The following is a 24,685-nucleotide window of genomic DNA, read 5'->3' as shown; positions in this document are numbered from 1 at the left end:
ATGTCCACCCGATACCTGCGCCGGCTGAAGCGCGCCCTGACGGGCTCGGCGGACACGCCGCTGGTGCTGCTGTGCAACTTCGAGGCCGAGGCCCAGTGGGCCCGTGGCCACGTGGGGCTGCCCGCACCGCCGGCGGGCGCCACCCGCCCCCTCGTCGCCGCCATGGAGGAGCTTGGCGCGCTGCTCGCCGGGGCGGATGACACCATTGTGCTCAGCCGCCCACTCGACCCTGCCTACCGGGACTACCTGACGCACCAGGGCCTGGCGTTACCCACCGTGCTGGTGCCCGAGAACTGCCGTCCCGAGCGCTCCACCACGGCGAACGCCATGGATTCGCCGCTGCTGCTCGATCGGCTCCGCCGGCTCGGCGCGGCCGGTGCCCACCTGCTGCCGATGGGCACCACCGTGGACGAGGAGAAGTTGGCCCGACGCTGCGGCCTGGCACTGGCCACCCCGGCGGCCACCGTGGTCGAGCGGGTCAACAGCAAGATCTACGGCCGGCGGTTGGCCGAGGCCGCCGGCCTGCGACCGGTGCCCGGCACCTGCTGCGAGACCCGGCAGGAGCTGACCGAGGTGCTGACCCGCTACCGGCACCGGCTGGAGTCGGGGGAACCACTCGTCGTCAAGGATGCCTACGGCGTCTCCGGCAAGGGACTGCTGGTGCTGGAGAACCCCACCCGGGCGGCGCAGTTGCTGCGCATGGTGGACCGCCGGGCCGCCCGTACCGGGGACGACCGGATCCACGTGGTCGTCGAGGAGTGGCTGCCCAAACGATGCGACCTCAACTACCAGATCACCATTGCCCGGGACGGGCGCTCCGGGCTCGACTTCGTCAAGCAGGCGCTCACCGCGCAGGGCGTGCACCAGGGCCACCTCATGCCGGCCGAGTTGAGCGCCGAGCAGTACCGGCAGATCGAGTACGCCGCCGGTGAGGTCGCCACCCGGCTGTACGCCGACGGCTACCACGGCGTGGTGGGGGTGGACGCCATCGTCGGCGTCGACGAGACGGTCTACCCGGTGCTGGAGATCAACGCGCGGCTGAACATGTCCACCTACCAGGGCGGGGTCACCGAGCTGTGCCAGCCGCCCGGGACCGTCGCACAGGCCCGGCACTACCCCCTGCGGCTCGCCGCGCCGCTGGAGTTCGACGCCGTACGGCGGGCACTGGCCACGGTGGCAGGCGACCGGGCCACGGAGCGGGTGCTGGTCACCTGCTTCGCCACCGTCAACGCCGACGCGCTGCTGCCGGTCGGCGCCGGTGGCCCGCCGGAGTCGTTCGACGGCCGGCTGTACGCCCTGCTGGTGGCCGTGGACCGCGACCGGCTCCGCGACCTCGACCGCGCGGTGCGGGCAACCGTGACCACCCTGTCCGTTCCGGAGGAGAGCCATGACTGAGCCGGCCATCGACTGCCACACCGTCCAGGGCGTACCCGTCGCCGAACTGGCCGACCGGTACGGCACCCCGCTGTATCTCTACGACGGCGAGGTCATCCGCGAGACGTACCAGCAGTTGCGCGGTCTGCTCGACGCGTCGGTCGAGATCTACTACTCGCTGAAGGCCAACCCCAACATCAGCATCTGTTCGTTGCTGCACTCCCTCGGCGCCGGCGCCGAGGTGTCGTCCCTGGCCGAACTGGTGACCGCCCGCCGAGCCGGGGTGCCGGCCGGCGACGTCATCTTCCTCGGGCCGGGCAAGTCGACGGCGGAGTTGGCCGCCTGCATCGAGCAGGGCATCGGTGCGATCGTCTGCGAGTCGCTCGACGAGGTGGTCACCGTCGACGCGATGGCGGGTACGCTGCGCCGCGCCACGAGCGAGCCGGTGCGGGTCGTGCTGCGGGTCAACCCGGCCTTCGTCACCAAGGGCTCCCGGCTGGCCATGGGGGGCAAACCCCGGCAGTTCGGCATCGACCAGGAACTGGTCGCCGACGCCGGGCCGACCCTGCGGGCGCTGCGCCAGGTACGGGTGATCGGCCTGCACGCCTACATGGGCACGCGCATCCTCGACGCCGCGGACATCGCGCACAACACCCACAGTGTGCTCACCGCGGCGGCGGACCTCGCCGCCGCGCTGGACCTGCGGCTGGACCTCGTCGACGTCGGTGGCGGCTTCGGCGTCCCCTACTTCGACAACGAGTCGTCGCTGGACATCGCGGCGGTGGCCGACGGCGTCAACTCCGCCGTGGCGCGATTCCGCGGCACGCACCCGGACACTCGGATCATCACCGAGCTGGGCCGCTACCTGGTCGGCTGGGCGGGGACCTACGTGGTCCGCGCGCGTTACGTCAAGGCGTCGCGCGGCGAGTGGTTCGTCGTCGCCGACGGCGGCACCAACCACCACATGGCGGCGGTCGGCATCGGCAGTTTCGTCAAGCGGAACTTCCCCATCCGGTCGCTGAGCCGACCCGCCGAACCAGCCGCGCGCGACTACACGGTCACCGGGCCGCTCTGCACACCCAACGACGTGATCGGCAAGAAGGTGCCGCTGCCCGAGGTCCGCCCGGGTGACCTGATCGGTGTCGAGCGCTCCGGCGCGTACGGGCCGAGCGCCTCGCCGGTGCTCTTCCTCAGCCACGGCCATCCCGCGGAGGTGCTCGTGCTCGACGGCGAGGCGCACCTGGTCCGCCGGGCGGACACCGTCGAGGATCTGCTCCGGCCGCAGCATCTCGTCGTTCCCGCCGCACCAGCGCCCGCCGCACCAGCGCCCGGGGTGCCGGTGCCCGCCGGGCCGGCGGCACCCTGACCCCCGCCCGCCGCCGTCGGTGCCGCCACCGCCGGCCCGAGCAGTCCACCCCCGTGTCACCCGGTCCGCGGACCGGGAATTTCGAGAGGAAGATCAGATGGAACGCCACGAGATCGTCGAGAAGATCCAGGCCGCGCTGGCCGAGGTGCTGATGCGTGACTTCGGCCCGCTGTCCGAGGGCACCCGGCTCTTCGAGGACATGCACCTGGATTCCACCGCCATCCTCGAACTGCTCATGGCCCTTGAGGACAACATCGGCATCGAGGTGGACCCCGAGAACCTGAACATGGACGACTTCCGCACGGTGGGCACCCTGACGGACTTCCTGGAGCGGGCCCGGAAGGTGAGTTCCTGACCGCCACGCCCACCGCCCCCCATCACGGAGGACGTGGCCATGTCCCTGACCCTGCGCGGCGCGGCAGCCCTCGTACGTCCCGACGGCAACGCGTACGAACGCGACGAGGCGCTGCTGGCCTACCAGCGGGATCTGCTCGCGCCGTACGGCATCGAGGTCGACGAGGACCTGATGAAGCAGTCCCGCAACATCGGGTTCCGCGAGCTGGCCGAGGAGCTGATGGACCGCTGTCCCAGCCCGTTCGGCACCCCCGACCTGTTGATCCTGGCCTACGGCCTGCCCGACCGCTATCCGCTGAAGACCGTCACCACACGGCTCAACGCGCTGTTCGGCGGCGGCAGCCGCAGCTTCGCCGTCTCGGAGAACGGCCTGCGGGCGCCGTTCACCGCGTTGCGGATCGCCGACGCGTACGCCCGGTCCGGCAAGGCGGCCAGCCTGGCCCTGTTCGTCTGCGAGCAGACCACGCTGCCGTACCGGGATCCGTTGGTGCACGACACCCCCCTGCTGGACAGCGCCGTCCTGCTCTACTTCGACACCGGCACGGACACCGGCTACCGCCTCATCGCCAGCCGGGCGGCAGGCTCGGACGTACCGCTGGGTGAACTGCTGGCCGGCCAGCGTCCGGCCCTGCCGCCCGGGCCGGCGCTGCTGGTCGCCGGTCCGTGGCCGACGGACGATCAGCTCGGCGGTCTCGACCTGCCGGTGCACCGGTGCCAGCCCGGCGGCTACTGCACGAGCGTCTGGCTGGACCTGGTGCGTCACCACGAGGAATGGGCCACCCAATACGCCAGCCTCGTCCTCTGTGACACCGATCCACGGACCGGCCGCAGCCAAGTCGCCGTCCTGTCGAACGCCGACGTGCCCGAGATCAGGAAGGCCCGACTGTGAACCCCGCACCCTCCGCGTCGCCGCCACCGGCGAGCACGCCGTACCCGCTCGTCCTGGACGCGCTGCACAGCCGGGCGGCACCCGGCCGGCTGGTCGCGTCTCCCACCGGCCATGTGCTCGCCTCCACCGTGACGCTGCCCGACGCGCCGCCCGGACCGCTGACCCGGTTCGGCCTCGCCGTCGCCGAGGCCACCCCCGAGTCCGCGTTCGGCGAAGGGCCAGCCGCCGACCGCTTCGCGGCGGCCCTGTTGACGGCGCACCGCGAACTGCTCGACGCCACCATCGCCCACGCGCTGCGGCACCTGGAAGGACGCACCTCGGGGGACACCACACTGCTGGCCAAGCAGCTCGTCGCCGGCCAGTTGGCCGACGTCGCGCTGCGGCTGGCCGAGGACGCGGCCGTTCCCGAGGCGCATCGGCACGCCGACCGGGACGCCCGGTGGCGCTGCCACCTGCGCCTGGTCGACATCGGCCGGGACCTGCTGCGGTTGCTGGGCGCCAGTGGCTTCCTCGCCGACGGACCCGCCGGTGACCTGCACCTCGCCGAGGTGCTGGGCAACGTCTACCTGCATCCCGACACGGAGTACGCCGATGACTGAGCTTCGCGAGGCCGCCCCGTCCGCCGGGACGGACCTGCTCGACGAGCGCACCCGGGAACTGGCCGACTACTGCGCGGCGATGACCGGCCGGTTACGCGTGATCGGGCAGCGGCTGGACCGGGATCCCGACGCCATCACCGAGTTCCTCCACGAGCCGCAGGTGCGGTTTCCGGTCCAGGGGATGCTGCCGCCGCAGTACCGGTCGGCGGGGGAGTTCCCGGCGCCGCTGGTGGCGGCGAGCAGCACCGTCCTCGGCCAGGTCGTCGCCACCGAGCAGGTGGCGTACGGCGATCCGAACGTGATCCTGGCTTCCCCCGGGCCGTCGCTCTCCGGCGGAGTGGTCCAGGCGCTCGCCGACGAGCAGCAACGGCAGCGCTACTTCGGCCGGCTGGCTGCCGCTCCCACCCACACCTTCTTCGCCCTGACCGAGCCGGCCAAGGGCTCCGCCGCCCTGGAACTGGAGACGACGCTGACCCCGGCACCGGGCGGCGGCTGGCTGCTCAACGGGGCGAAGTGCTACATCGGCAACGGCGCACGCGCCCAGCTCGGTGTGGTGTTCTGCCGCCGCGCACCCGGGCCGTGGGGCATCGAGGCGGTGCTGTTGGACACCAGCGCGCCGGGCTTCAGCGGCGAACTGCTGCCCACCGTCGGCCTGCGTGGCGCGCGGATCAGCCGGCTGCGCTTCCAGGACGTCGCGGTGGCCCCCGAGGACCTACTCGGCGCAGATCGCTCGCCCAGCCGGCGCGGGCTCTACGGCGCCACGTACATCCTCTACCGGTTCCGTCCGGGCATCGCGGCGATGGCGCTCGGCTGCGCCCAGGCCGCCTGCGACTACCTGCGTACGCACCGCGCGACGCTGCCCCGGCAGGACCGCCACCGACTCGACGGCGTGCTGGACCGCATCGCCGCGGTCCGGCACCGGACGTACGCGGTGGCCGCCGCGGTCGATGCCGGTGTCGTCGACGTGGCCGGCATCGGCGCGGTCAAGGCGCGGGCGGCGCGCGTCGCCGAGGACGCCACCCGGCTGGTGGCCGAACTCCTCGGTCCCGCCAGCCTGATCGAGCATCCCTGGCTGGAGAAGACCTACCGCGACGTGCGGGCGTTCGAACTGATGGAGGGGACGACGAACCTGCACACCATGGCGGCCTTCCAGAGCCTGCTGCGGAGCAGGACGGCCTTGCAGCCGGCGGCACAGCGGGCGGTCGACGGTGCGGCTCGGCATTGACCTCGTCGCCCTGGACGAACTGGACCGGCTGCTGGGCCGGGGCTGGTTCGTGCGCTATGTCTTCGCCGCCGAGGAACTGGCCCATGCCGAGACGCTGGGCGACAGCCGGCGCCGGGAGTACCTGGCGGGGCGGTTCGCCGCGAAGGAAGCGGTGCTCAAGGTCCTGGGCGCCGGCCTGTTCGAGGGGGTCACGCCCCGGGACATCGCGTTGCTGCGCCACCCCGACGGGTCGCCCAACGTCACGTTGCGGGGCAGCGCGGCCCAGGCAGCACGGTCGGCCTCGATCACCCACGTGACCGTCTCGGTCACCCACAAGCGGGACCTGGTCGCCGTGGTCGCCGCCGGATGGTGACCCGGCACCGCCCGTTCGGCGACCTCCGCTGGTGACCAGCACCGCAATCCCCCCGTACCGCCCCGAGGAGCACGAATTGACCCGATCCCTGATCAGCTCCGGCCCCCCGCACCATCGAAGAGCGGAGCTGTCCCGACCGGCAGGGTGGGAGCTGCCGTCCCGTCCGTCCAGCCCGCCGGCGGTCATCGACGGCCAGCGCCGGCCGCTGGTGGGTCGGGAGAGGGAGAGCGAGGCCCTGGCGGCGGCCGTGACCGCTCTGCTCGGCGGTGCGGGGCGGATCGTCGAAGTGGCGGGTGAGCCGGGGATCGGTAAGAGCAGGCTGCTCGACCAGATGGCCCTGGTGGCGCGGGAACACGGGGTGCAGGTGCTCGCCGGCCGGGCTCCGGTACCCGGTTCGGACGTGCCGATGGCGGCGATCATCGACGCGCTGGACCCGTACCTGCCCGGGGTGTCCCAGGCACGCCTGGCCGAACTCCGGTCCGATCACGCGCAGTTGCTCAATGCGCTCTTCCCGTCGCTGCGCCTGGCGGGCGCCCGATCACTGGCCCCGGCCGGCGTGCCGGTGAGCGCCCGGCAACTGCGTGCCGTACGGCTGTTGCTGGAGACGCTGGCGGCCGAACGGCCACTGTTGATCATGTTGGACGATGTGCACAACAGCGACCGGGCCACCGTCGACCTGCTCTGCCACCTGCTCGACGCACCCCCACGTACGCCGCTGCTGCTGGTCATGGCGCACCGTCGTCGCCAGTCACCGGCCCGGCTGCGCCTGGCACTGGACACCGCCGGGCAGGTGACCCGGATCGAGGTCGCGCCGCTCGCCCGGGACCACGTCGACGCACTGAGCGATCTGCCGCTCTCGGCCAACCAGCGCACAGTGCTGCATGAGCTGTCCGGGGGCAACCCGCAGTACCTGTCGGTGTTGCTGGCCGCGGTGCCGCTACCCGGCACGACGAGCGAACGACTGGAGCTGGGAGCGCTCCCAGCGGAGGTGGACGCCGCGTTGGCCGCCGAACTCGAACTGCTGTCCCGGCCGGCCAATCTGGTGGCCTCGGCCGCAGCGGTACTCGGACCCGAGCCGGTCGACACCGGTCTGCTGGCCGAGGTGTCGGGGATCGCCACCGAACGGATACCTGCGGCCATCGACGAACTCGTCGCCGCCGACCTGCTGCGGCCGGTGGCCGGCAGCGGGTGTTTCGCCTTCCGGCACCGGGTGGTCCAGCACGCGGCGTATCTCACCACCGACGCCGGCTGGCGCCTGACCGCGCACGCCCGTGCGTTGGCGGAGCTGCGGCGTCGCCGGAGCAACCCCGAATCCCAGGCACCGCACCTGCTGCGGCTGGCGGTGCCCGGTGACGTCGTCGCCGTCGAGGTGCTCGGTGCGGCGGCCGCCGCAGTGCTCGACCGGGCCCCCCACACGGCCGTCCGGTGGCTCAGCACCGCCATCAGGCTCCTGCCGGGCACCGCGGAGCCCGCCGGGCACCGGGTAGCGCTCGCCGTGCAGCTCGGCCGGGCACTGGGTGCGGTCGGCCATCCGAGAGCCGCGCGGGCCGTACTGCACGAGGCGCTGCGGCTGCTCGACGAGCAGCCGTCCGCGCACCGCACCGCGGCGACCCTGCTCTGTGCCCAGCTCGAACGCCAACTCGGCCGGCACGAGGAGGCCGCCGCGTTGCTGCGCACCGGTCTGACGCCGCCGCACGCCGCCCGGCCGGCGGACCAGGCGGCACTGGCGCTCGCGCTGAGCGCGGTGGAACTGACAAGCGGCCAGACCGGGCAGGCGCGTCGGTGGGCGGCAGCCGCGCTGGGTGCCGCCCGCCGCGCCCCCGGCCCGCCGGCTGCGGTCCGGGCGCATGCGTTGGGCCTGCTCGCGGCCGCGAGCCAGCTGCGGGGGAATCGGGTCGCCGGCGGCGAGACCATCCGGGCCGCCGCGCTGCTCGACGCCACACTGGACGCCGAACTCGGTGCGCAGCCGGAAAGCGCCCTCTGGGTGGGCTGGAGCGAGATCCTGCTGGACCGCTTCGCCGACGCCGTGCACCACCTCAGCCGGGCCATCGACGTCTCTCCCGGGGCCGGGAGTTACTTTCCCCTGCTGCACCTGTTGGGTGCCCGGATCCTGGCCCACCGGTACGCCGGGCGGCTGGCGGAGGCGGCCGACGACTGCGCCGCGGCGCTGCGGCTGGCGTCCAGCACGCAGTTCCGGGAGCTGCACGCCGCGGCCGAGGCGATGGACCAGCTGCTGACCGTCTGGACCGGAGCCGAACCGGTCGGACCGGCCGAGGCGCCCCGCACCCTCGACGTGCCCGTCTCCGGTTGGCCGGGCAGGCTGGCGCTGAGCGCGTACGCCGAGACGCGGCTCGCGCTGGGGGATGCCGCCGGTTGCCTGGCCGTGGCCGCGACGGCCGGAGTGCCCGACCTCGAACCCTGGACACAGGTCGGCTGGTACGAACTGTTGACCCGGGCCTGCCTGGCCGAGGGTGACCCGGACGCGGCTGCCGAATGGGCGCAGCGCGCGTACGAGGTGGCCGAACGACTCGGACGGCCGGGCCGCACTGCGTTGGCCGCGTCCGCGAACGCCAGGGTGCTGGCGTTACGGGATCCCACCGCCGCGGCCGTGGCAGCCGGGGCTGCCGCGGCGGCGCTCACCCGGGTCGGAATGCCGCTGGAGGCCGCGCAGGCGCACGTCGTGGCCGCGAGAGCGCTGGTGGCCAACGGTGACCGGGATCAGGCCGGTGCGACGTTTCGGCTGGCCGAGGAGATCTTCGGCCGCTGCGGAGCGGGCTTGTTCGCCCGCCAGGTGAACACCGAACGGCGGCGGCTGCTGGCCGGCGGCTCGGCCGGCGGTCGGCGGGCCCGCCGCCAGGGCGGGGCCTCGACCCTGACCCGACGGGAGACCCAGGTGGCGACGTTGGTCAGCGAGGGCCTGACCAACCGGCAGGTGGCAGCCCGGCTGTTCGTCACCCAGAAGACCGTGGAGATGCATCTGTCCCATGTGTTCACGAAGCTGGGCGTCACCAACCGGGCCGCGCTGGTGCGCTGCTTCCACCTGGACGGGCTGGCTCGGGCGCAGTCCTTCTGACCTCGCCGAGCCATGCACCACGCCGCCGGCCGGTCCCGCGAACGACGGCACGACGACGGCGAGGGATCTGAGGAATCCGCGCGGTTCAGGTGGCCGAAGCGGGCACCGTCGAGGGGGACGGGACCGGGGCGGTCCGGCCGGTGGGTGGCCGGAAGGACGTCGCCAGTTCCACGGCGAAGTTCCGGATGTCGCTGGGGACCCCGTCGCGGATCCACGCGGCGTACAGGTCGAAGCTCAGGGGCCTGCCGCTGGCGTCGAGGAGTTGATGCCGGCGCAGGGCGAAGCCGCGTAGGTCGGCGGTGTCGCCGAAGACGGCGACCCCGAGACCCGCCTCGGCGATCGCCGCCAGCGTCTGTCCCGCGCTGCACCGCGACCGAACTGGCCCAGGCCATCGCCCGAGCCCGGGCAGCGGCGCTTCCCCACTGCTCCCTCCTGGCGTTCCTTTGCCCGGTGGTGCGGTCACGGTGGCGGTCGTTGCGCGACGCGGTTCGCTCCGCCACGTAAATCGATTGGTGATCCTGCCCTCGTTTTGCCGGCCCGGCGCGGTTATTGCTGCAACGATGCAAGGCGTGGGAACTGTGCAGACTACGACGCCCGTCATCTCGCCCCTTTCCGGCGAGCCGATCAAGCGTGCCGATGCCGAGCGGCTCGCGGGAGTGCTGAAGGCCATCGCCGACCCGGCCCGGCTGCGGCTGCTCAGCCTGATCCAGTCGTCCCCGGAAGGAGAGGCGTCGGTCAGTGACCTCACCGCGCCCCTGGGGCTTTCTCAGCCGACCGTGAGTCATCACCTGCGGATCCTCACCGAGGCTGGCCTGCTGGAGCGGGACAAGCGCGGCGTCTGGGCGTACTACCGCCTGGTGCCGTCCGCCATCGCCGCGATCGCCGACCTGTTGACGCCACCGCGCAAGCGAGCAACGAAGAAGACTCGCTGACCGCACCGCGCCTGACCCGAATCCCGGGAGCCTCGGCGGAGTCATCGTGTCCGCCGACGCAACGGCTCGCCACCGGGCGAGCTGCGCCTGCGGCAGCTGCTGGCCAACCTGTTGTCCAACGTACGCCGGCACACCCCGCCGGGTACGGCCGCCGAGGTCCGGCTCTCCGCATCGGGCGCATGGAAGATTGACTAACATCGCTCGGATGTTAGGATTCGTCGAATCGTTTCGACTTGCTGATCTTGGCTTGGCTTGGCTTGGCCTGGCCTGGCCAGGCCAGGCGATGGCCGCGGACGTGTGCGTGACAAGGAACCGGGATGGCTGATCTGCCCGCGGCGGCGGCGTCGGGGGGCACGCTGCCCGAGCGGGGGATCCACGACACCAGCGCCGCGACCGTGTGGACTGACGGCTTCCTGACCGGCAACGGTGAGTACGGCGCCGTCCTCTACGGCACGCCGACACGGGAAAAGGTGATCTTCAATCATCACCGCTTCGTGTTGCCCAACGGCAGCCGTGGCGTGACCCCGCCGGTCATCTCCGGCCGGTTGGACGCAGTGCGGGACAAGGCGTTGGCGGGAGACTGCGACGGCGCCAACGCGGACTTCGCCGCAGGCTGGAGTCTGCGCTGGACGCAGACGTACCATCCTGGCTTCGAGTTGCAGATCAGCACCCCCGGCATGACCACCGCAGACGGGTACGCCCGCCGCACCGACTTCCGCACCGGCGAAGTCACGTCCACCTGGACGGACGGCAGCGGCACCTGGACCCGCCGGGCCTTCGCCTCCCGCGCCGACAAGGTCATCGTGCACGAGTTGACCCCCGCCTCCGGCCGGTCGATCGACGCGACGTTGAGCGTCAACACCTCCCTGGCCGGCGTCCCGAGTTCGGTCCGCTTCCGCACCCTTGCCACCGTCAGCGACGGCTCCGGCTACCTGAACCTGCGCGGCACCTACCCGCCCGGGCAGGGGGCGTTCGGCTTCGAAGGCGTCACCCGGATCGTGCCCACCGGTGGGACGGTGACCGCGAACGGGTCGACGATCGTCGTCGCCGCAGCGACCAGGCTGGTCCTGCTGACCAAGCTCGACAGGTACGAGTCGTCCACCGCGTGGGACGCCAGAGGGCTGCACGCGGCGCTGGCCGCGGTGAGCGCGGACTACGGTGCGCTGCGTACCCGGCACGTCGCTCAGCACGCGGCGATGTACGACCGCTCCCGGCTGGACCTGAACGTCGCTGCCGCCGACCGTCAGCTCTCGACAACCGAGCTGATCGCGAGGCAGAACGCCGATCGCGAGACGGTGGACCTGGCGTTGCTGGAGCGGCTCTACGACAGCGGCCGCTACCTGTTTCTCAGCTCCAGCGGGGTGCTGCCGCCCCGACTGACCGGAATCTGGGCCGGCACCTGGGACGGTGCCTGGGCCGACGACTTCACCACTGACGCCAATGTCAACCTTCAGGTGGCCGGCGGCAACATCCTCGACCTCACCGACGCCATGCAGGGCTACGTCGATCTGGTGCTCGGCCAACTCGACCACTGGCGGACCAACGCCCGCAACCTGTACGGTGCCCGCGGCTTTCTCGCCCCATCCCGCACCGACGGCGAGTACGGGCACATGCTGCACTTCGACGCCGGCTTCCCCGGCCACTGCTGGACCGGCGGCGCCGACTGGCTGTTCTACCCGTTGCTGGAGTACTACCAGGTCACCGGCGACCGGACGTTCCTGGCGGAGAAGTTGGGCCCCGCGCTCATGGAACTGGCGCTGTTCTACGAGGACTTCCTGACCCGTACCGACGCATCCGGCCAGGTCGTGTTCGTGCCGTCGTTCTCGATGGAGAACTCGCCCGCCGACACGGACGTCCTGCTGGCGATCAACGCCACAGGTGACATCCAGGCCGGCAGGCACGCCCTCCGTGCGGCCATCGACGCCGCCGACGCGCTCGGTGCCGAACAGGGCCCCGGGCAGGGTGTGGCGCGCTGGACCGCCCTGCTGAGGAAGTTTCCGCCCGACACCATCAACGGCGACGGCGCGCTCGCCGAATGGTCCTGGCCCGGCCACCCGGATCGGTACGACCACCGGCACGTCCACCACCTCTACGGTGCCTGGCCGCTGCACGAGATCAACCCCGAGGACCAACCGGCGCTCGTCACCGCCGGGCTGCGGGCGCTGGCGCTCCGGGACGACGAGAACATCTCGGCCCACGGCAGCCTGCACCGGGCGCTGGCCAGCGCCCGGCTGAAGGACGGAACCGGTGTCTACCGCAACCTTCGCAAGATCATTGGCAACAACATGCTCTTCCGTTCCCTGATGACGTCGCACAACCCGAACCTGGAGACCTACAACGCCGACGCGGCCAACGCCCTGCCGGCCGTGCTCAGCGAGGCGCTGATCTACACCAGGCCCGGCATCGTCGAGCTGCTGCCCGCCGTGCCCGACCAACTCGCCAAGGGCACCATCACCGGCGTACGTGGCCGCAACCAGGTCCGGATCGACAGCCTTGCCTGGGATCTGCCCGGCCGCACCACCACGGTGACCCTCACCTCGGCGGTCGACCAGGCGATCACACTCATCAGCCGGCGAGGGATCGCGTCCCTCACCACCACCGCTGCGGTCGCCTCGTCCCCGCTCGGCTCGCCTGCCCGGGTGATCTCGTTGATCGCCGGGCAGCAGGTCCAGGTGACAGTCGCCCTGTCCACCGGTGGGTCGACAGACCGGTTCCTGACTTGACGATCAGCGGTGAAGAACGTATAAATATCATCGCTACCCTGAGTCGGCCCTAAGCCTCGTATTGCTGGCCCAGCGCACTCGGGTGCAGCTTCCGCTGGTGGCGCCACTCGCGCCGATGCTCCGGGTCTGGCCTCATCCAGTTTTTCCGCAGCGCGGAGCTGGCTTGTCGCGATCGGACACCCGACTGCATCGATCCTCGCGGGCGTCGGCGCGGACCGGCTACCGCACAGTCTGACCACCGTCGAAGACGGCGCGCAGTTGCGCGCCGTCTTCGTCCCGTTCCGCCGACTTTCCAGTCAGTGAATCCCGCGAGGAGCGCTCAGCGACGGGAACGACAGCATCCAAGGGCCGACCTCGATAGAAGTGGATCCCTCATATGCCAAGGCTATGCAAGCCGTCGGTGAGTGTGCCGGAAAATGTCATCACGATTGAGGAGACGCTCAGACTCGCTGAGCGGCTCCACGGCGGGAAGCCGCAGCTCCCCTTGGCGCTGCGCTTGATTCAGAACACCGGAGTGCAGAAGAGGCACATCGTCCGCCCGCTCGAGGAGACGATAAATCACCCCGGCTTCGAGAAACGCAACCAGATCTACGAGTACGAATCGAAGAAGCGGTGCCCCGAGGTCATCGATCGGGCCCTGGTCAATGCCGGCGTCGCGCCCGCCGATATCGATGCGATCATCTATGTGTCCTGTACCGGGTTCCTGATGCCGTCGTTGACCGCATGGTTGATCAACACGATGGGCTTCCGGTTCGACACCAGGCAGATTCCCATCGCGCAACTGGGTTGCGCGGCAGGTGGTGCGGCCATCAACCGCGCATACGACTTCTGCGCGGCGCACCCCGAGGCCAACGTGCTGATCGTCTCCTGCGAGCTGTGTTCGTTGTGCTACCAGCCGGTTGACGACAACATCGGCTCGCTGTTGTCGGACGGGTTGTTCGGCGACGCGGTCGCGGCGGCCGTCATGCGGGGCGTCGGTGGCGTGGGTGTGGAGGTGGAACGCCACGGCTCGTACCTCATCCCGAACACCGAGGACTGGATCTCGTACGCCGTGCGGGAAACGGGCTTCCACTTCCAGCTGGACCGGCGGGTGCCCGGCACGATGGAACCGCTCGCACCTGTCCTGCGCGAGCTCTCCGCGGGCCATGGATGGGATGTCCGCGACCTCGACTTCTATGTGATTCACGCCGGCGGGCCGCGCATCCTCGACGATCTCGCCAAATTCCTCGACGTCGACCGGGAGATGTTCCGGCACAGCTGGGCCACCCTCACCGAGTACGGCAACATCGCCAGCGCGGTGGTGCTCGACGCGCTCCGGCGGCTGTTCGAGGAGAAGCCGCCGAAAATCGGCGCCACCGGCCTGATCGCGGGTTTCGGACCAGGCATCACCGCGGAGATGGCGCTCGGTCGCTGGGCCGCGTCGAAGGTCACCGACTCGATTCGACCGAAGAACACCGAACCGATGACGAGGAAGCAGGTCGCATGAGCGGACTGGTAGTCCCACCGGGGCAGGGTCGAAGGCTGGTCACCAGAATGCAAGAGATCACCTTCAAGGCCACGGCGGCGGACGGCTCGGCCATCTCCTGTTTCGAGGTCGTCGTGCCGCCCGGGTTCGATGTCGGGGCGCACGTTCACCATCGGTCACAGGAGTTCTTCTACGTCTTGGACGGGGAACTGGACCTGATGGCGTTCGAGCCGGTCGAGCGGACCGAGGACAGCTGGCACGACTGGACCTCCGTCGAAGGCGATCGGGTCCTGCGCGTCGGCCCCAACAGCTGCATGTTCGTCCCACCCGGATGCCCGCACGCGTTCCGGAACGCCACCGACCAGCCGGTGCGCATGCTGTTTCAGAGCTATCCGTCGCCCGACCACGAGCGGTACTTCGAGGAGATCGCGGAGATCTTCTCGGCGGGCGGGCCGGTGGACCGCGAGGCCGTGCAGCAACTGCGCGACAGGTACGACGTAACCCAGCTCACCCCGCTGCGCTTCGAACCGCCGCAGGCTGCGCCCGCTGGTCCGGCCCCGACCGCCGCGAACGGGAGGCGACCATGACCGATGAGGTCCCGCTGGTGCACGCCAGCCTCGGTGAATCGGAATTGGCCGCCGTCGCGGAGGTTTTCGCCTCCGGATGGCCCGCTGGCCAGGGACCGCAGGGCAAGGCGCTGGAGGCGGAGCTTGCCCAGCGGTACGACATGCCGGGCGCCGTCGCAGTCAGCAACTGCGGCGCCGCGCTGCACCTGGCCCTGCTCGCCCTCGGTGTCAAGCCGGGCGACGAGGTGATCGTCGCCGATTACACCTTCCCGGCCCCGGCCCACGCGGTGCGGTACGTCGGTGCCGAACCGATCTTCGCCGATGTGCGTGCCGACACCGGTACGGTCGACCCGCAGGCCGTGGCGGATCTGATCGGGCCGCGAACCGTGGGGCTGCTGGCGGTGGACACCGTTGGCCTGCCCGCCGACTACGCGGAGTTGCAGTCGTTGGCGGACCGACACGGACTGTTCCTCGTGGAGGATGCCGCCTGCGCGGTCGGGGCCACGTACCGTGGCCGCGAGGCGGGAGCCCTGGCTCCGGTGGCCTGCCTGTCCTTCCACGGACGCAAGGGGGCCACCAGCGGCGAGGGCGGAGCGTTCCTGGCCGCCGATCCCGCGCTGGCGGCACACGTGCGGCTGATGTCCTCGTTCGGCATCGGGAGCATCTTCGAGCAGGCGAAGGTCGTCGGCCTGCCGATCCCGGTCTTCACCGACATCGGCTACAACTACAAACTCTCCGACATCGCCGCCGCGATCCTGCGGGTGCAACTGGGCCGGACCGGCGAGCTGTTGCAGCGGCGCCACCACGTCGCGGCACGCTACGGCGAGCTGCTCGCCGATGAAGAACTCGTGACGCTGCCGCACGTGCCGGCGGATCGTACCCATGCCTGGCAGTCCTACGTGGTGACGCTGGACCCGGCCGTGGACCGGTCGGCGGTCGCCGCCGACCTTCGTGCTCAGGGGATCGGCTGTGGACATGGCACCTGGGCATGCCACCTGCAACCGGTGTACGAGACGAAGCAGTCCTGCCCGGTCTCGGCTGATCTCTTCCACCGCAACCTGGCGATCCCCATGCACGCCGAGCTCACGACGAACCAGGTGGAACGGGTGGCGAGCGCCCTGCGCCGTGCGGTCCGTGACCATGCGCGTCCGCGCGTCGCCTGACCCGCCATGCCGAGATCAACACGGGAGGAAAGCATGTCGCGCAACGACCTCGAGGAGCTCAGCTCCGCCATCGAGGATTCCGCGAGACTGATCGGCGCACCCTTCTCGCGGGACCAGGTCTGGCCGGTGCTGACCGCGTACGGGGACGCCGTCCCCAATGCCATGATCGCTTTTCGGGTGGCCACCGACGCCCGGCACGAGGGGGAGCTCGACTGCCGGATCTCACTGCCGGCAGACGCCGATCCGTACGGCGTCGCCGTGGCGGAGAACTTCGTCACCGAGACCGGCCACCCCATCGATTCGCTGCTCGCCGACATCGCCAAGCGGTGCCCGATCGACAGCTACGGCATCGACTTCGGGGTTGTCGGTGGGTTCAAGAAGATCTGGGCCTTCTTTCCGCAGGGCGATTTCCAGTCGCTCGCCCGGCTCATCGACGCACCGTCGATGCCGGCCGCCTTGGCCGGTAACGCGGAATACTTCGCCCGCCACGGCCTGGACGACCGGATCGGTCTGGTCGGTATCGACTACGACCGCAGGACGCTGAACGTGTACTTCGGCGAGCTACCGGAGGAATGCCTTCAGCGGGACAACCTCCTGGCGATGCACCGGGAGATCGGGCTGACCGACCCGAGCGAGCAGATGCTGCGGTTCTGCGCGCACGCCTTCGGCATCTACGCGACGTTGAGCTGGGATTCGGCGCAGGTCGTCCGGCTCGCGTTCAGCGTGATGACGCCCGACCCGCTGGCTCTTCCCGCCCGGCTCGGCCCCAGGATCACGCACTTCGTGCGCAACGTCAGGTACGGCGTCGACGACCCCAAGATGGTCCACGCCGCCGTGACGTCGACAGGCGAGGAGTACTACAAGCTCCAGTCGTACTACCGGTATCGGCCGCACATGGTCAACCTGGAGTCGTCGCCCGACGCGGGCGCGGAGCTCGCCTGATCCACACGCGTCTCGCTGGCCGCTGCACCTCAACCGCAGCGGCCCAGCCGGTGTGCCCGTTTCACGTCTGCGCTGCTCGTGCCGGTGTGCAAGGGAGCGGTCGAGCCCCGTGAAGGAGAGCCGTGCTGAATGTCTGTCTCATCGGGGCAGGACCCCGCGGGCTTTCCGTCCTCGAACGGTTGTCCGCCAACGAGCACGATTCCCCGGCCCACGAGGCGGTCACCGTGCACCTCGTGGACCCGTACCCGCCAGGCCCGGGCCGGGTCTGGCGGACCGGGCAGTCGCGGCACCTGCTGATGAACACAGTGGCCTCGCAGGTCAGCATCTACACCGACCACAGTGTGCTGATGAACGGCCCGGTACGACCCGGACCCAGCCTGTACGAGTGGGCGACCGGCCTCGCCTCGGACGCGCATCGGCCGCAGCTACCCGCCCGGTTCTCGGCCGAGACTCTGGCGGAGGCGCGGCGCCTCGGCCCGGACGACTTTCCCACCCGCGCGTTCTACGGCGACTACCTGACCGACGCCTTCCGCCGGATGATCGCCGACGCACCCGACCACGTCACCGTCGTCGAGCACCGCACCAGCGCCGTGGCGTTGTCCGACGAACCAGGGCCCGGGCGCCTGCAGTGCGTTCGTCTGTCGGACGGCGGCGTACTGACCGGTCTGCACGCCGTGGTGCTGTCCCTGGGCCACCTGCCGGCCGCGCCCACCCAGGAGGAACGCGCGTTGGCGGGCGCGGCGGCCACGCGTGGCCTGACCTACATCGCGCCGGTGAATCCCGCCGATGTCGACCTGTCGGTGATCGAGCCGGGCGAGACGGTGTTCGTCCGAGGGCTCGGGCTCACCTTCTTCGACGTGGTGGCCCTGCTCACCGCGGGGCGCGGCGGTGTCTTCGAGCGCAGTGGTGAGGTGTTGCGCTACCGGCCGTCCGGCCGTGAGCCGCGCATCGTGGCCGGCTCCCGGCGCGGTGTGCCGTACCACGCCCGAGGGGAGAACCAGAAGGGGACGAGCGGCCGGCACGAACCGCGGCTGCTCACCACCGAGACCGTCGCCCGGCTGCACCGGCGCAGCGTGGCGACCGGCGGTTTGTGCTTCCGCACCGACCTGTGGCCGCTGATCGCCAAGGAGGTGGAGAGCGTCTATTACGGCACCCTGCTGTCGGCGCGGGGACGCGGGTCGGATCGCGAACAGTTCGTACCGCGTTACCTCACCGCGCAGGGGCCTGTCGCCGAGGCTCGCCTGTTGACCGAGGTCGACATCGCTCCGGCCGACAGGTGGGACTGGAAGACGATCGCCCGACCGTACCGGGGTCAGGTGTTCACCGGCCCCGCCGAGTTCCGCGCGTGGCTGCTCGACCACCTGGCCGAGGACGTACGTCAGGCACGTGCCGGTAACGTCGACAGCCCGGTGAAGGCCGCGCTTGACGTGCTGCGTGATCTGCGAAACGAGATTCGTCTGGCCGTCGACCACGGCAGGTTGGAGGGCAACTCCTACCGGGATGACCTCCAGGGTTGGTACACACCGCTGAACGCCTTTCTGTCCATCGGACCGCCGGCCTCCCGGATCGAGGAGCTGAGCGCACTGATCGTGGCGGGCGTGGTGGACGTGCTCGGCCCCGAGATCCGGCTGCGCGCACCTTCCGGGAAGGATCCCGACGTCGAGGTGTTCACAGTCAACTCCGACCTGGTGCCGGGCCCACCGGTGTCGGCCACGGCCCTGATCGAGGCGCGGCTGCCCGCGCCGGATCTGGCACGCTGCGCCGATCCACTGCTGGCGGACCTGCTCGGGAGTGGTCAGGCCACCAGCTATCGGATCAGGTGCGCCGACGGCACCGGATACGAGACGACGGGATTGGCTGTCACCGAGCAGCCCTACCAGATCCTGGACGCGGCAGGGCGTGTTCACCCGCGCCGGTTCGCCTATGGTGTGCCCACCGAGGCGGTGCACTGGGTGACCGCCGCCGGGCCCCGTCCAGGTGTCAACTCCGTCACGTTCGCCGACTCGGACGCTATCGCCCGCGCCGTGCTCGCACTGGTCGGAGGCGCTGCGCGCGGCGGGACCGCGACAGACGGTGTAGGTGTGCTACCAACCGATTGCATCGAGGTGAACGCATGACGGAGTCGATTCCGCAGCACGTCGCGGAAGGTGGGTACGGGCCGGACGCCGGGTTGCTCTCCCCGGTCCGCGCCGGTACGCCCGCCGAGGCGGCCACCTCCGACGTCGCCTGGCTGCAGGCGATGCTGGACGCCGAAGCGGCCCTCGCCCGGGCGCAGGCCACGGTCGGGCTGCTGCCCGCCGCAGCGGCGGCCGGCATCACCCGCGCCGCCCAGGCCGACCGACTGGACGTACGCGAGTTGGCAGTGGCCGCACGGGAAACCGCGAACCCGGTGGTCGGCCTGGTTCGTGCGCTCACCCGCGTGGTCACGGCCGAGGCACCAGAGGCCGCCATGTACGTCCATCACGGCTCCACCAGCCAGGACATCTTCGATACCGGGGCGATGCTGGTCGCCGCCCGGACGCTGAGGCTGATCCACGCCGATCTCGACCGGGCCGCCGCCGCGCTGGCGGTCCTGGCCGGCCGGCACCGGGACACCGTCATGGCGGGGCGTACCCTCGCTCTGCACGCGGTTCCCACCACTTTCGGGCTGAAAGCGGCCGGCTGGCGCCGGCTGCTGCTGGACGCGCGGGACCGGGTCGCCGCAGTGCTCGACGGCGGCCTGCCGGTGTCGTTGGGTGGGGCCGCGGGAACCCTCGCCGGCTACCTGGAGTTCGCCGAGAACAGCGCTGACGGACCCGCGCCGGACGACTACGTGGATCGCCTCCTGGACGCCTACTCGGCCGAGACCGGCCTGGCTCGTCCGCCGTTGCCGTGGCACGCGCTGCGGACCCCGATGGCCGATCTCGCCGCGGTGCTGGCCTTCGTCACCGGCGCCCTGGGCAAACTGGCTGTCGACGTGCAGGTGCTGACCAGGACCGAGGTCGGTGAGGTCGCCGAACCCACGGTGGCAGGGCGGGGTGCCTCCTCGGCCATGCCGCACAAACGCAATCCGGTGCTCGCCACCATGTTGCGTACCGCCGCGCTCCAGGTGCCGGTCCTCTCCGCAGGCGTCGTGCAGTGCCTGGTGTCTGAGGACGAACGGTCGGCGGGCACCTGGCACGCCGAGTGGCAACTGCTGCGTGAGTGCCTGCGGCTGGCCGGAGGTGCGGCGCACACCGCTGTGGAACTGGCCGAGGGCCTGATCGTCCGGCCCGAACGGATGCGGGACAATCTCGCACTGACCGGCAGCCAGGTCGTCTCCGAACGGGTGTCGATCGTGCTGGCCCCGATGCTCGGCAAGGCCCGCGCGAAGGAACTGCTCAGCCAGGCGTCCATCGAGGCGGATCAGACCGGCCGCTCGCTGGCGGACGTCCTGGCTGCCGTGCCGGAGGTGGCCGAGCAGCTGACGGACGGCGACATCAAGCGACTACTGGTGCCGGAGAGTTACGTGGGTGCCGCGGGCATCCTGGTGGATCGGGAACTCGGCGCCGACAGCCACCGCGGTGCTGTCGAGAAGCGGGGGACCGACGGCGTGCTCGCTCGCGAATCGCAACTGGTGGAACTCGTGGACACTGCCGGTAACGCCACCGGCTCCTGCACGGTCGCCGAGGCCCATACCGCGCCCGGCCGGACGCACCGGGCATTCTCGGTGCTGCTGATCGATGACCTCGGTCGCGTGTTGATTCAGCAGCGCGCCGCGGAGAAGACGCGGTTCGCCCTGCGCTGGGCCAACGCCTGCTGTGGCCATCCGGCACCCGGACAGAGCGTGTCCGATGCGGCCACCGAGCGGCTGGTCGAGGAGCTCGGGGTACGACTGACCACGCTGCATCCGGCCGGGGTGTACCGGTACCGGGCCGAGGACCCGGAGACCGGGCGGGTCGAGGACGAGTACGACCACGTGCTGCTCGGCCGGGTGTCATCGGACTGCCGGCTGGCCCTGAATCCGGCTGAGGTGGCCGGCGTCCGCTGGTTGGCGCCGGACCGGCTGCGCGGGGAACTGGCCGACCATCCGGACGGGTACGCACCGTGGCTGCCCGGCGTACTGGCGGCGGCTGCCGAGTCCGCCGACCGCCTGCCGGAGGCTGCCGCCCTCGCCCTCCCGTAGCTCCGCGACAAGGAGAAGCTGACTATGAAACCGGTGAACACGGCCGTCATCTACTACAGCGCGACGGGGACGGTGCACACTCTGGCCCAAGCCGTTGCGGAGGGAGCGGACAAGGCGGGTGCCGTGGTCCGGCTGCGCAAGGTCGCCGAGACCGCCACGTCGGAAGCGGTCAACGCCAACCAGGCCTGGGCTCGGCACGTCCAGGAGACCGCCGAGGTGACCGAGGCGAGCCTCGCCGACGTGGATTGGGCGGACGTGGTGCTGTTCGGCACCCCGAGCCGCTTCGGGAACCCGGCGGGCCAGCTCAAGGCGTTCATCGACGGTGCCGGTGCCCTGTGGCGGCAGGGTCGGCTCGCGGGCAAGGTGTACTCCGCCTTCACCGCCAGCGGCACGCCGCACGGTGGTCAGGAGTCGACGATTCTGGCTCTCGCCAACGTCTTCTACCACTGGGGCGGCATCATCGTTCCCCCCGGTTACACCGCTCCGGTCCAGTTCAAGTCGGGCAACCCGTACGGCACCTCGCATGTGGCTGCCGACGGTCCGCCCGGGGAAGTGGCCTGGGAAGCGGCGCAACACCAGGCCCGCCGCGCTGTGGAGACGGCTGCCGCGCTGAAGGCCGGCCGCGTCGCCTGACGGCGCTACCGCACACACCCGAACACCGCAGACACCGGACGCGCTCGCGCGTCCGGTGTCTGCTGTCGCGTTCTTTCCACGTCACCCGGTCGGTGACGGCCCACCAGGTCCGAGGCGACCGCGCGAATGCAAGAGGAGACAGTCTCGATGAACGGTTCTGTGGCCTTCAGGTCAGCTCAGAAGCGTGGCCTCCACCTCGGCATGGTGCCGCAGTTCGCTGCCGCCGTCGACGGTTCGACCCGGCTCACCCTCGATCACGACCTGGACGTTCTGCCCGAGGCGGGACGGTCGTTGACCGTGGCCGAACTCGCCCACCACGTGGACGACCTGGCCGGCCGACTCTGGGCGGCCGAGGTCCGCCCCGGTGACCAGGTCGTCATCTACAAGACCGCCAACTCCGACGTCTGGGTTCTGGCCACGGCCGCGTCGCGGATCGGCGCGGTTCCCGTCATGTTGTCTCCCGCGCTGGACGCGTCGACCGTCGCCGCCCTGCTGGGCCGGCTGGACCAGCCCACACTCCTGACCGATCTGCACAAGCTCGACGTGCTGAGCGACGTGGCGGTGAGCACCCTGGCGAGTCGCACCGTCATCGTTCGCGGCAGCCGGCCCGCCGTGGTCTCGCTCAGTGAGCTCGCGGGCGCTCCCCGCGTACCGCCGGTGTGCCGGCAGCGGGACGAGCCCGCCATGATCACTCATACCTCCGGCACCACGGGCGTGCCCAAGCTGGTCGTGCACACGCCCCGCACCATGGCGGAGCGGCTCGTGCCCCAGTGGCGCCTGTTGGCGTTGATGCGCAGGCGGGAGACGGTCGCGATTCACATCTCCTTCGTGCATTCCCGGATGTTCGCGGCGATGGCGTTGGCCCTCTACAAGCGGATGCCGGTGCTGCTCATGAACGACGCGCATCCGGACCGGGTGGCCGAGTTCTTCCTCAAGAACCAGCCCGGGTTCATCGAGGCGGTCCCCAACTCCTTCATGGAGTGGGAAGGGCTCGCCGATGATCCTCGTAGGCCGTTCGCGTCGGTGAAGTACTTCAGCAGCACGTTCGACGCGATGCATCCCCGAACGATGAGCCGACTGACGAACTCCTCCGAGCGGCGTGGTGCGCTCTTCTTCCAGATCTACGGGCAGAGTGAGGTCGGCCCGGCGGTCGGTCGGGCCTACTTCCGCAGGTCCGCCCACCGGGCCAACGGCCGCTGCGTGGGTTGGGAGATGCCGGGCTGCGCGAGGGTGCGCGTGGTCAGTCGGGACGGGCAGCCACCGTCCGAGTCGAACCCGGGCTTCATCGAGGTCGCGTGGCCGGGCCTGGCGAAGACCTACTTCGCCGAGCAGGACCGCTACGACACCAACAGGTTCGGCGACTGGTGGCGCACCGGGGACATCGGATACCGGACCAGACTCGGCTGCCTGCACATGTACGACCGGGAGGTCGACATGATCGCCGGGATACGCAGCGTCCTGGAGGTCGAAGACACCGTACTGGGCAAGCTGGGGGAGCTCAGCGAACTCGTCGTGGTGCGGGGTCCGAAGTCGGAGCCGGTACCTGTGGTGTGCACGGTCGACGACCGACCGCTGGACCAGGACCGCTGGTACGGGGCCGTCACCGATTTTCCGCAGTTGGCCGCGCCGGTGCAGATCCCACAGGCCGAACTTCCCCGGACCGCCACGTTGAAGGTGCAACGCCTCGAACTGGCCCGTCGGCTTCAGGAGCAGGCGGAGCACTGAGCGTGACCGACCACCAGCCCGACACATCGGCCACCCGGACACCTGGCTCGAAGGAGACGACGGCATGAAACCCGAAGAGACACTTGCGCGATTCCGCGAATACATGGTCGGACCCACCCGATTCATGACCCTGCTCTCCTGTTTCGAGCTGGGTGTCGTCGATGCTCTGCGCGATCGGCCCGGCCGCACCGCTGCCGAGTTGGGCCAGGTGGTCGGTGCGAAGCCGGACGCGGTGGAACAACTCCTGCACCTGCTCGTCAAGGAGGGTTTCGTCGGGTACGACGAGGGCGCCGGAACCTACGTCCTCGACGGGCTCGCGGAGGTGCCGGAGAAGGACCTCCGGCGGGCGCTCACCTACATGAACATGATCAAGGTTGTCGCGCTTCGTCAGTTGTTCCACCTGACCGACAGCGCCCGTAGCGGCACCCTGGTGGGGCTCAAGGAACTCTACGGCTACCAGGGAACCCTGTACGGCGCCGTCGCCGAACACCGGGACCTGCGCGAGGCGTGGGCGACGCTGATGGACACCGTCACGGCCAACATCGATCCCTGGTTCTTCGGGGTGATCGACGTTCCGTCCGGAGCGCGGGTGCTCGACCTCGCCGGCAACACCGGCCTCGGGGCGATCAACACGTATCGGATGAAGGCATCTCCCGGGTTGCGGGTGACCACCTTCGACCTGCCGGAGAAAGAAGCGGAATGCCTGGCGAACTTCAAACTCCAGGGAGTTGAGGAGCACTGTTCGTTCATCGGCGGAGACGTCTTTGACGGGGTGCCCGAGGGCTTCGATGTGGTGCTGATCAAGCACTTCCTGGACATGTTCGACAAGGATGACGTGTTCCGCATCCTTCAGGCGGTCAACCGATCACTCGCCCCTGGTGGGCAGGTCAACATCATGGTCCCGGTCTATCCGGAGGACATCCGCGACTCCACCAACTACAACGTCGACTTCTTCCCGGCGTTCTTCATCGGCGCCACGATGGGTCAGGGCGGTCCGCAGAAGCTGTCGACCTATCGCAGGTGGCTGGTGGAATGCGGCTTCGAGGTGACGAAGACGGTCACGAAGGACTCCGCAGCGGTGCCCCCGGACGTCATCCCCGTCCAAGCCGTTCTGTGTGCGACGAAGACCCACTGACAACACTCAGTTCGACATCTGGAGG

20 protein-coding genes and 1 pseudogene are annotated in these 24,685 nt (G+C 70.3%); 20 read left to right on the top strand and 1 reads right to left on the bottom strand.

Going from position 1 to position 24,685, the window contains the following annotated elements:
• From C1I93_RS02270 to C1I93_RS02235, 8 genes are all read left to right on the top strand, one after another.
• A complete protein-coding gene (locus tag C1I93_RS02270; protein ID WP_111241513.1) occupies positions 1-1,395 on the top strand; it encodes a preATP grasp domain-containing protein in 1,395 nt (464 codons plus the stop codon).
• Complete coding sequence (locus C1I93_RS02265) at positions 1,388-2,740, top strand: type III PLP-dependent enzyme (RefSeq protein ID WP_111241512.1); 1,353 nt, start codon at positions 1,388-1,390, stop codon at positions 2,738-2,740. The genes C1I93_RS02270 and C1I93_RS02265 overlap by 8 nt, the downstream gene beginning before the upstream one ends.
• A 97-nt stretch (positions 2,741-2,837) precedes the next feature.
• Positions 2,838-3,095, top strand: a complete 258-nt coding sequence (locus C1I93_RS02260) for an acyl carrier protein (RefSeq protein WP_111241511.1) — start codon at positions 2,838-2,840, stop codon at positions 3,093-3,095.
• A gap of 39 nt (positions 3,096-3,134) precedes the next feature.
• Positions 3,135-3,983, top strand: coding sequence for a hypothetical protein (locus C1I93_RS02255; RefSeq protein ID WP_111241527.1), 849 nt, complete (start codon positions 3,135-3,137; stop codon positions 3,981-3,983).
• The gene (locus C1I93_RS02250; RefSeq protein WP_111241510.1) at positions 3,980-4,582 is read left to right on the top strand and encodes an acyl-CoA dehydrogenase family protein; all 603 of its coding nucleotides are present in this window, start codon (positions 3,980-3,982) and stop codon (positions 4,580-4,582) included. Before C1I93_RS02255 ends, C1I93_RS02250 begins: the two co-directional genes overlap by 4 nt.
• A complete protein-coding gene (locus C1I93_RS02245) occupies positions 4,575-5,807 on the top strand; it encodes an acyl-CoA dehydrogenase family protein (protein ID WP_111241509.1) in 1,233 nt (410 codons plus the stop codon). The genes C1I93_RS02250 and C1I93_RS02245 overlap by 8 nt, the downstream gene beginning before the upstream one ends.
• Positions 5,791-6,159 (top strand): holo-ACP synthase, encoded by a 369-nt coding sequence (locus C1I93_RS02240; RefSeq protein ID WP_111241508.1) that lies wholly within the window; start codon positions 5,791-5,793, stop codon positions 6,157-6,159. The genes C1I93_RS02245 and C1I93_RS02240 overlap by 17 nt, the downstream gene beginning before the upstream one ends.
• Positions 6,160-6,190: 31 nt before the next feature.
• Positions 6,191-9,232 carry a helix-turn-helix transcriptional regulator gene (locus tag C1I93_RS02235; protein WP_111241507.1) on the top strand — a complete coding sequence of 1,014 codons (3,042 nt, stop codon included), beginning with the start codon at positions 6,191-6,193 and terminating at the stop codon, positions 9,230-9,232.
• An 85-nt stretch (positions 9,233-9,317) separates the two neighbouring features.
• Here C1I93_RS02235 and C1I93_RS31110 read toward each other — a convergent pair whose 3' ends face one another.
• Positions 9,318-9,695, bottom strand: coding sequence for a hypothetical protein (locus C1I93_RS31110; RefSeq protein WP_146603405.1), 378 nt, complete (start codon positions 9,693-9,695; stop codon positions 9,318-9,320).
• 97 nt (positions 9,696-9,792) lie between these two features.
• On the opposite strand from C1I93_RS31110, the gene C1I93_RS02230 reads away from it, so the two are divergent.
• The 12 genes and pseudogenes from C1I93_RS02230 to C1I93_RS02180 all read left to right on the top strand — a co-directional run bounded on the left by C1I93_RS02230 (position 9,793) and on the right by C1I93_RS02180 (position 24,660).
• Positions 9,793-10,164 (top strand): ArsR/SmtB family transcription factor, encoded by a 372-nt coding sequence (locus C1I93_RS02230; protein ID WP_111241526.1) that lies wholly within the window; start codon positions 9,793-9,795, stop codon positions 10,162-10,164.
• Between the two features lie 317 nt (positions 10,165-10,481).
• A complete protein-coding gene (locus tag C1I93_RS02225; RefSeq protein ID WP_223256391.1) occupies positions 10,482-12,887 on the top strand; it encodes a glycosyl hydrolase family 95 catalytic domain-containing protein in 2,406 nt (801 codons plus the stop codon).
• Between the two features lie 400 nt (positions 12,888-13,287).
• A complete protein-coding gene (locus C1I93_RS02220) occupies positions 13,288-14,373 on the top strand; it encodes a type III polyketide synthase (RefSeq protein ID WP_275938108.1) in 1,086 nt (361 codons plus the stop codon).
• Positions 14,370-14,939: a cupin domain-containing protein gene (locus tag C1I93_RS02215; protein WP_111241506.1), complete on the top strand. Its 570-nt coding sequence runs from the start codon at positions 14,370-14,372 to the stop codon at positions 14,937-14,939. Before C1I93_RS02220 ends, C1I93_RS02215 begins: the two co-directional genes overlap by 4 nt.
• On the top strand, positions 14,936-16,081 hold the full coding sequence (locus C1I93_RS02210) for a DegT/DnrJ/EryC1/StrS family aminotransferase (RefSeq protein ID WP_111241505.1): 1,146 nt from the start codon (positions 14,936-14,938) through the stop codon (positions 16,079-16,081). Before C1I93_RS02215 ends, C1I93_RS02210 begins: the two co-directional genes overlap by 4 nt.
• A gap of 33 nt (positions 16,082-16,114) precedes the next feature.
• Complete coding sequence (locus tag C1I93_RS02205; RefSeq protein WP_111241504.1) at positions 16,115-17,023, top strand: aromatic prenyltransferase; 909 nt, start codon at positions 16,115-16,117, stop codon at positions 17,021-17,023.
• Between the two features lie 122 nt (positions 17,024-17,145).
• The gene (locus C1I93_RS02200; protein ID WP_111241503.1) at positions 17,146-19,140 is read left to right on the top strand and encodes an FAD/NAD(P)-binding protein; all 1,995 of its coding nucleotides are present in this window, start codon (positions 17,146-17,148) and stop codon (positions 19,138-19,140) included.
• A pseudogene (locus C1I93_RS32220) lies at positions 19,137-20,537 on the top strand (nitrosuccinate lyase); the annotation flags it as partial. The gene C1I93_RS02200 and the pseudogene C1I93_RS32220, both read left to right, overlap by 4 nt.
• 57 nt (positions 20,538-20,594) lie before the next feature.
• Positions 20,595-21,167, top strand: a complete 573-nt coding sequence (gene idi / locus C1I93_RS32215) for an isopentenyl-diphosphate Delta-isomerase (RefSeq protein ID WP_223256395.1) — start codon at positions 20,595-20,597, stop codon at positions 21,165-21,167.
• Between the two features lie 24 nt (positions 21,168-21,191).
• Positions 21,192-21,800 (top strand): NAD(P)H:quinone oxidoreductase, encoded by a 609-nt coding sequence (gene wrbA / locus C1I93_RS02190; protein ID WP_111241501.1) that lies wholly within the window; start codon positions 21,192-21,194, stop codon positions 21,798-21,800.
• 147 nt (positions 21,801-21,947) lie between these two features.
• Positions 21,948-23,525: a class I adenylate-forming enzyme family protein gene (locus C1I93_RS02185; protein ID WP_111241500.1), complete on the top strand. Its 1,578-nt coding sequence runs from the start codon at positions 21,948-21,950 to the stop codon at positions 23,523-23,525.
• Between the two features lie 64 nt (positions 23,526-23,589).
• Positions 23,590-24,660, top strand: coding sequence for a methyltransferase (locus C1I93_RS02180; RefSeq protein ID WP_220039552.1), 1,071 nt, complete (start codon positions 23,590-23,592; stop codon positions 24,658-24,660).
• Positions 24,661-24,685: the final 25 nt, after the last annotated feature.

It is taken from the genome of Micromonospora endophytica, from assembly GCF_003236305.1.
GTDB lineage: Bacteria > Actinomycetota > Actinomycetes > Mycobacteriales > Micromonosporaceae > Micromonospora > Micromonospora endophytica.
Note: the sequence above shows the minus strand (reverse complement) of the source record. Positions and strands in the feature narration are given on the sequence as shown.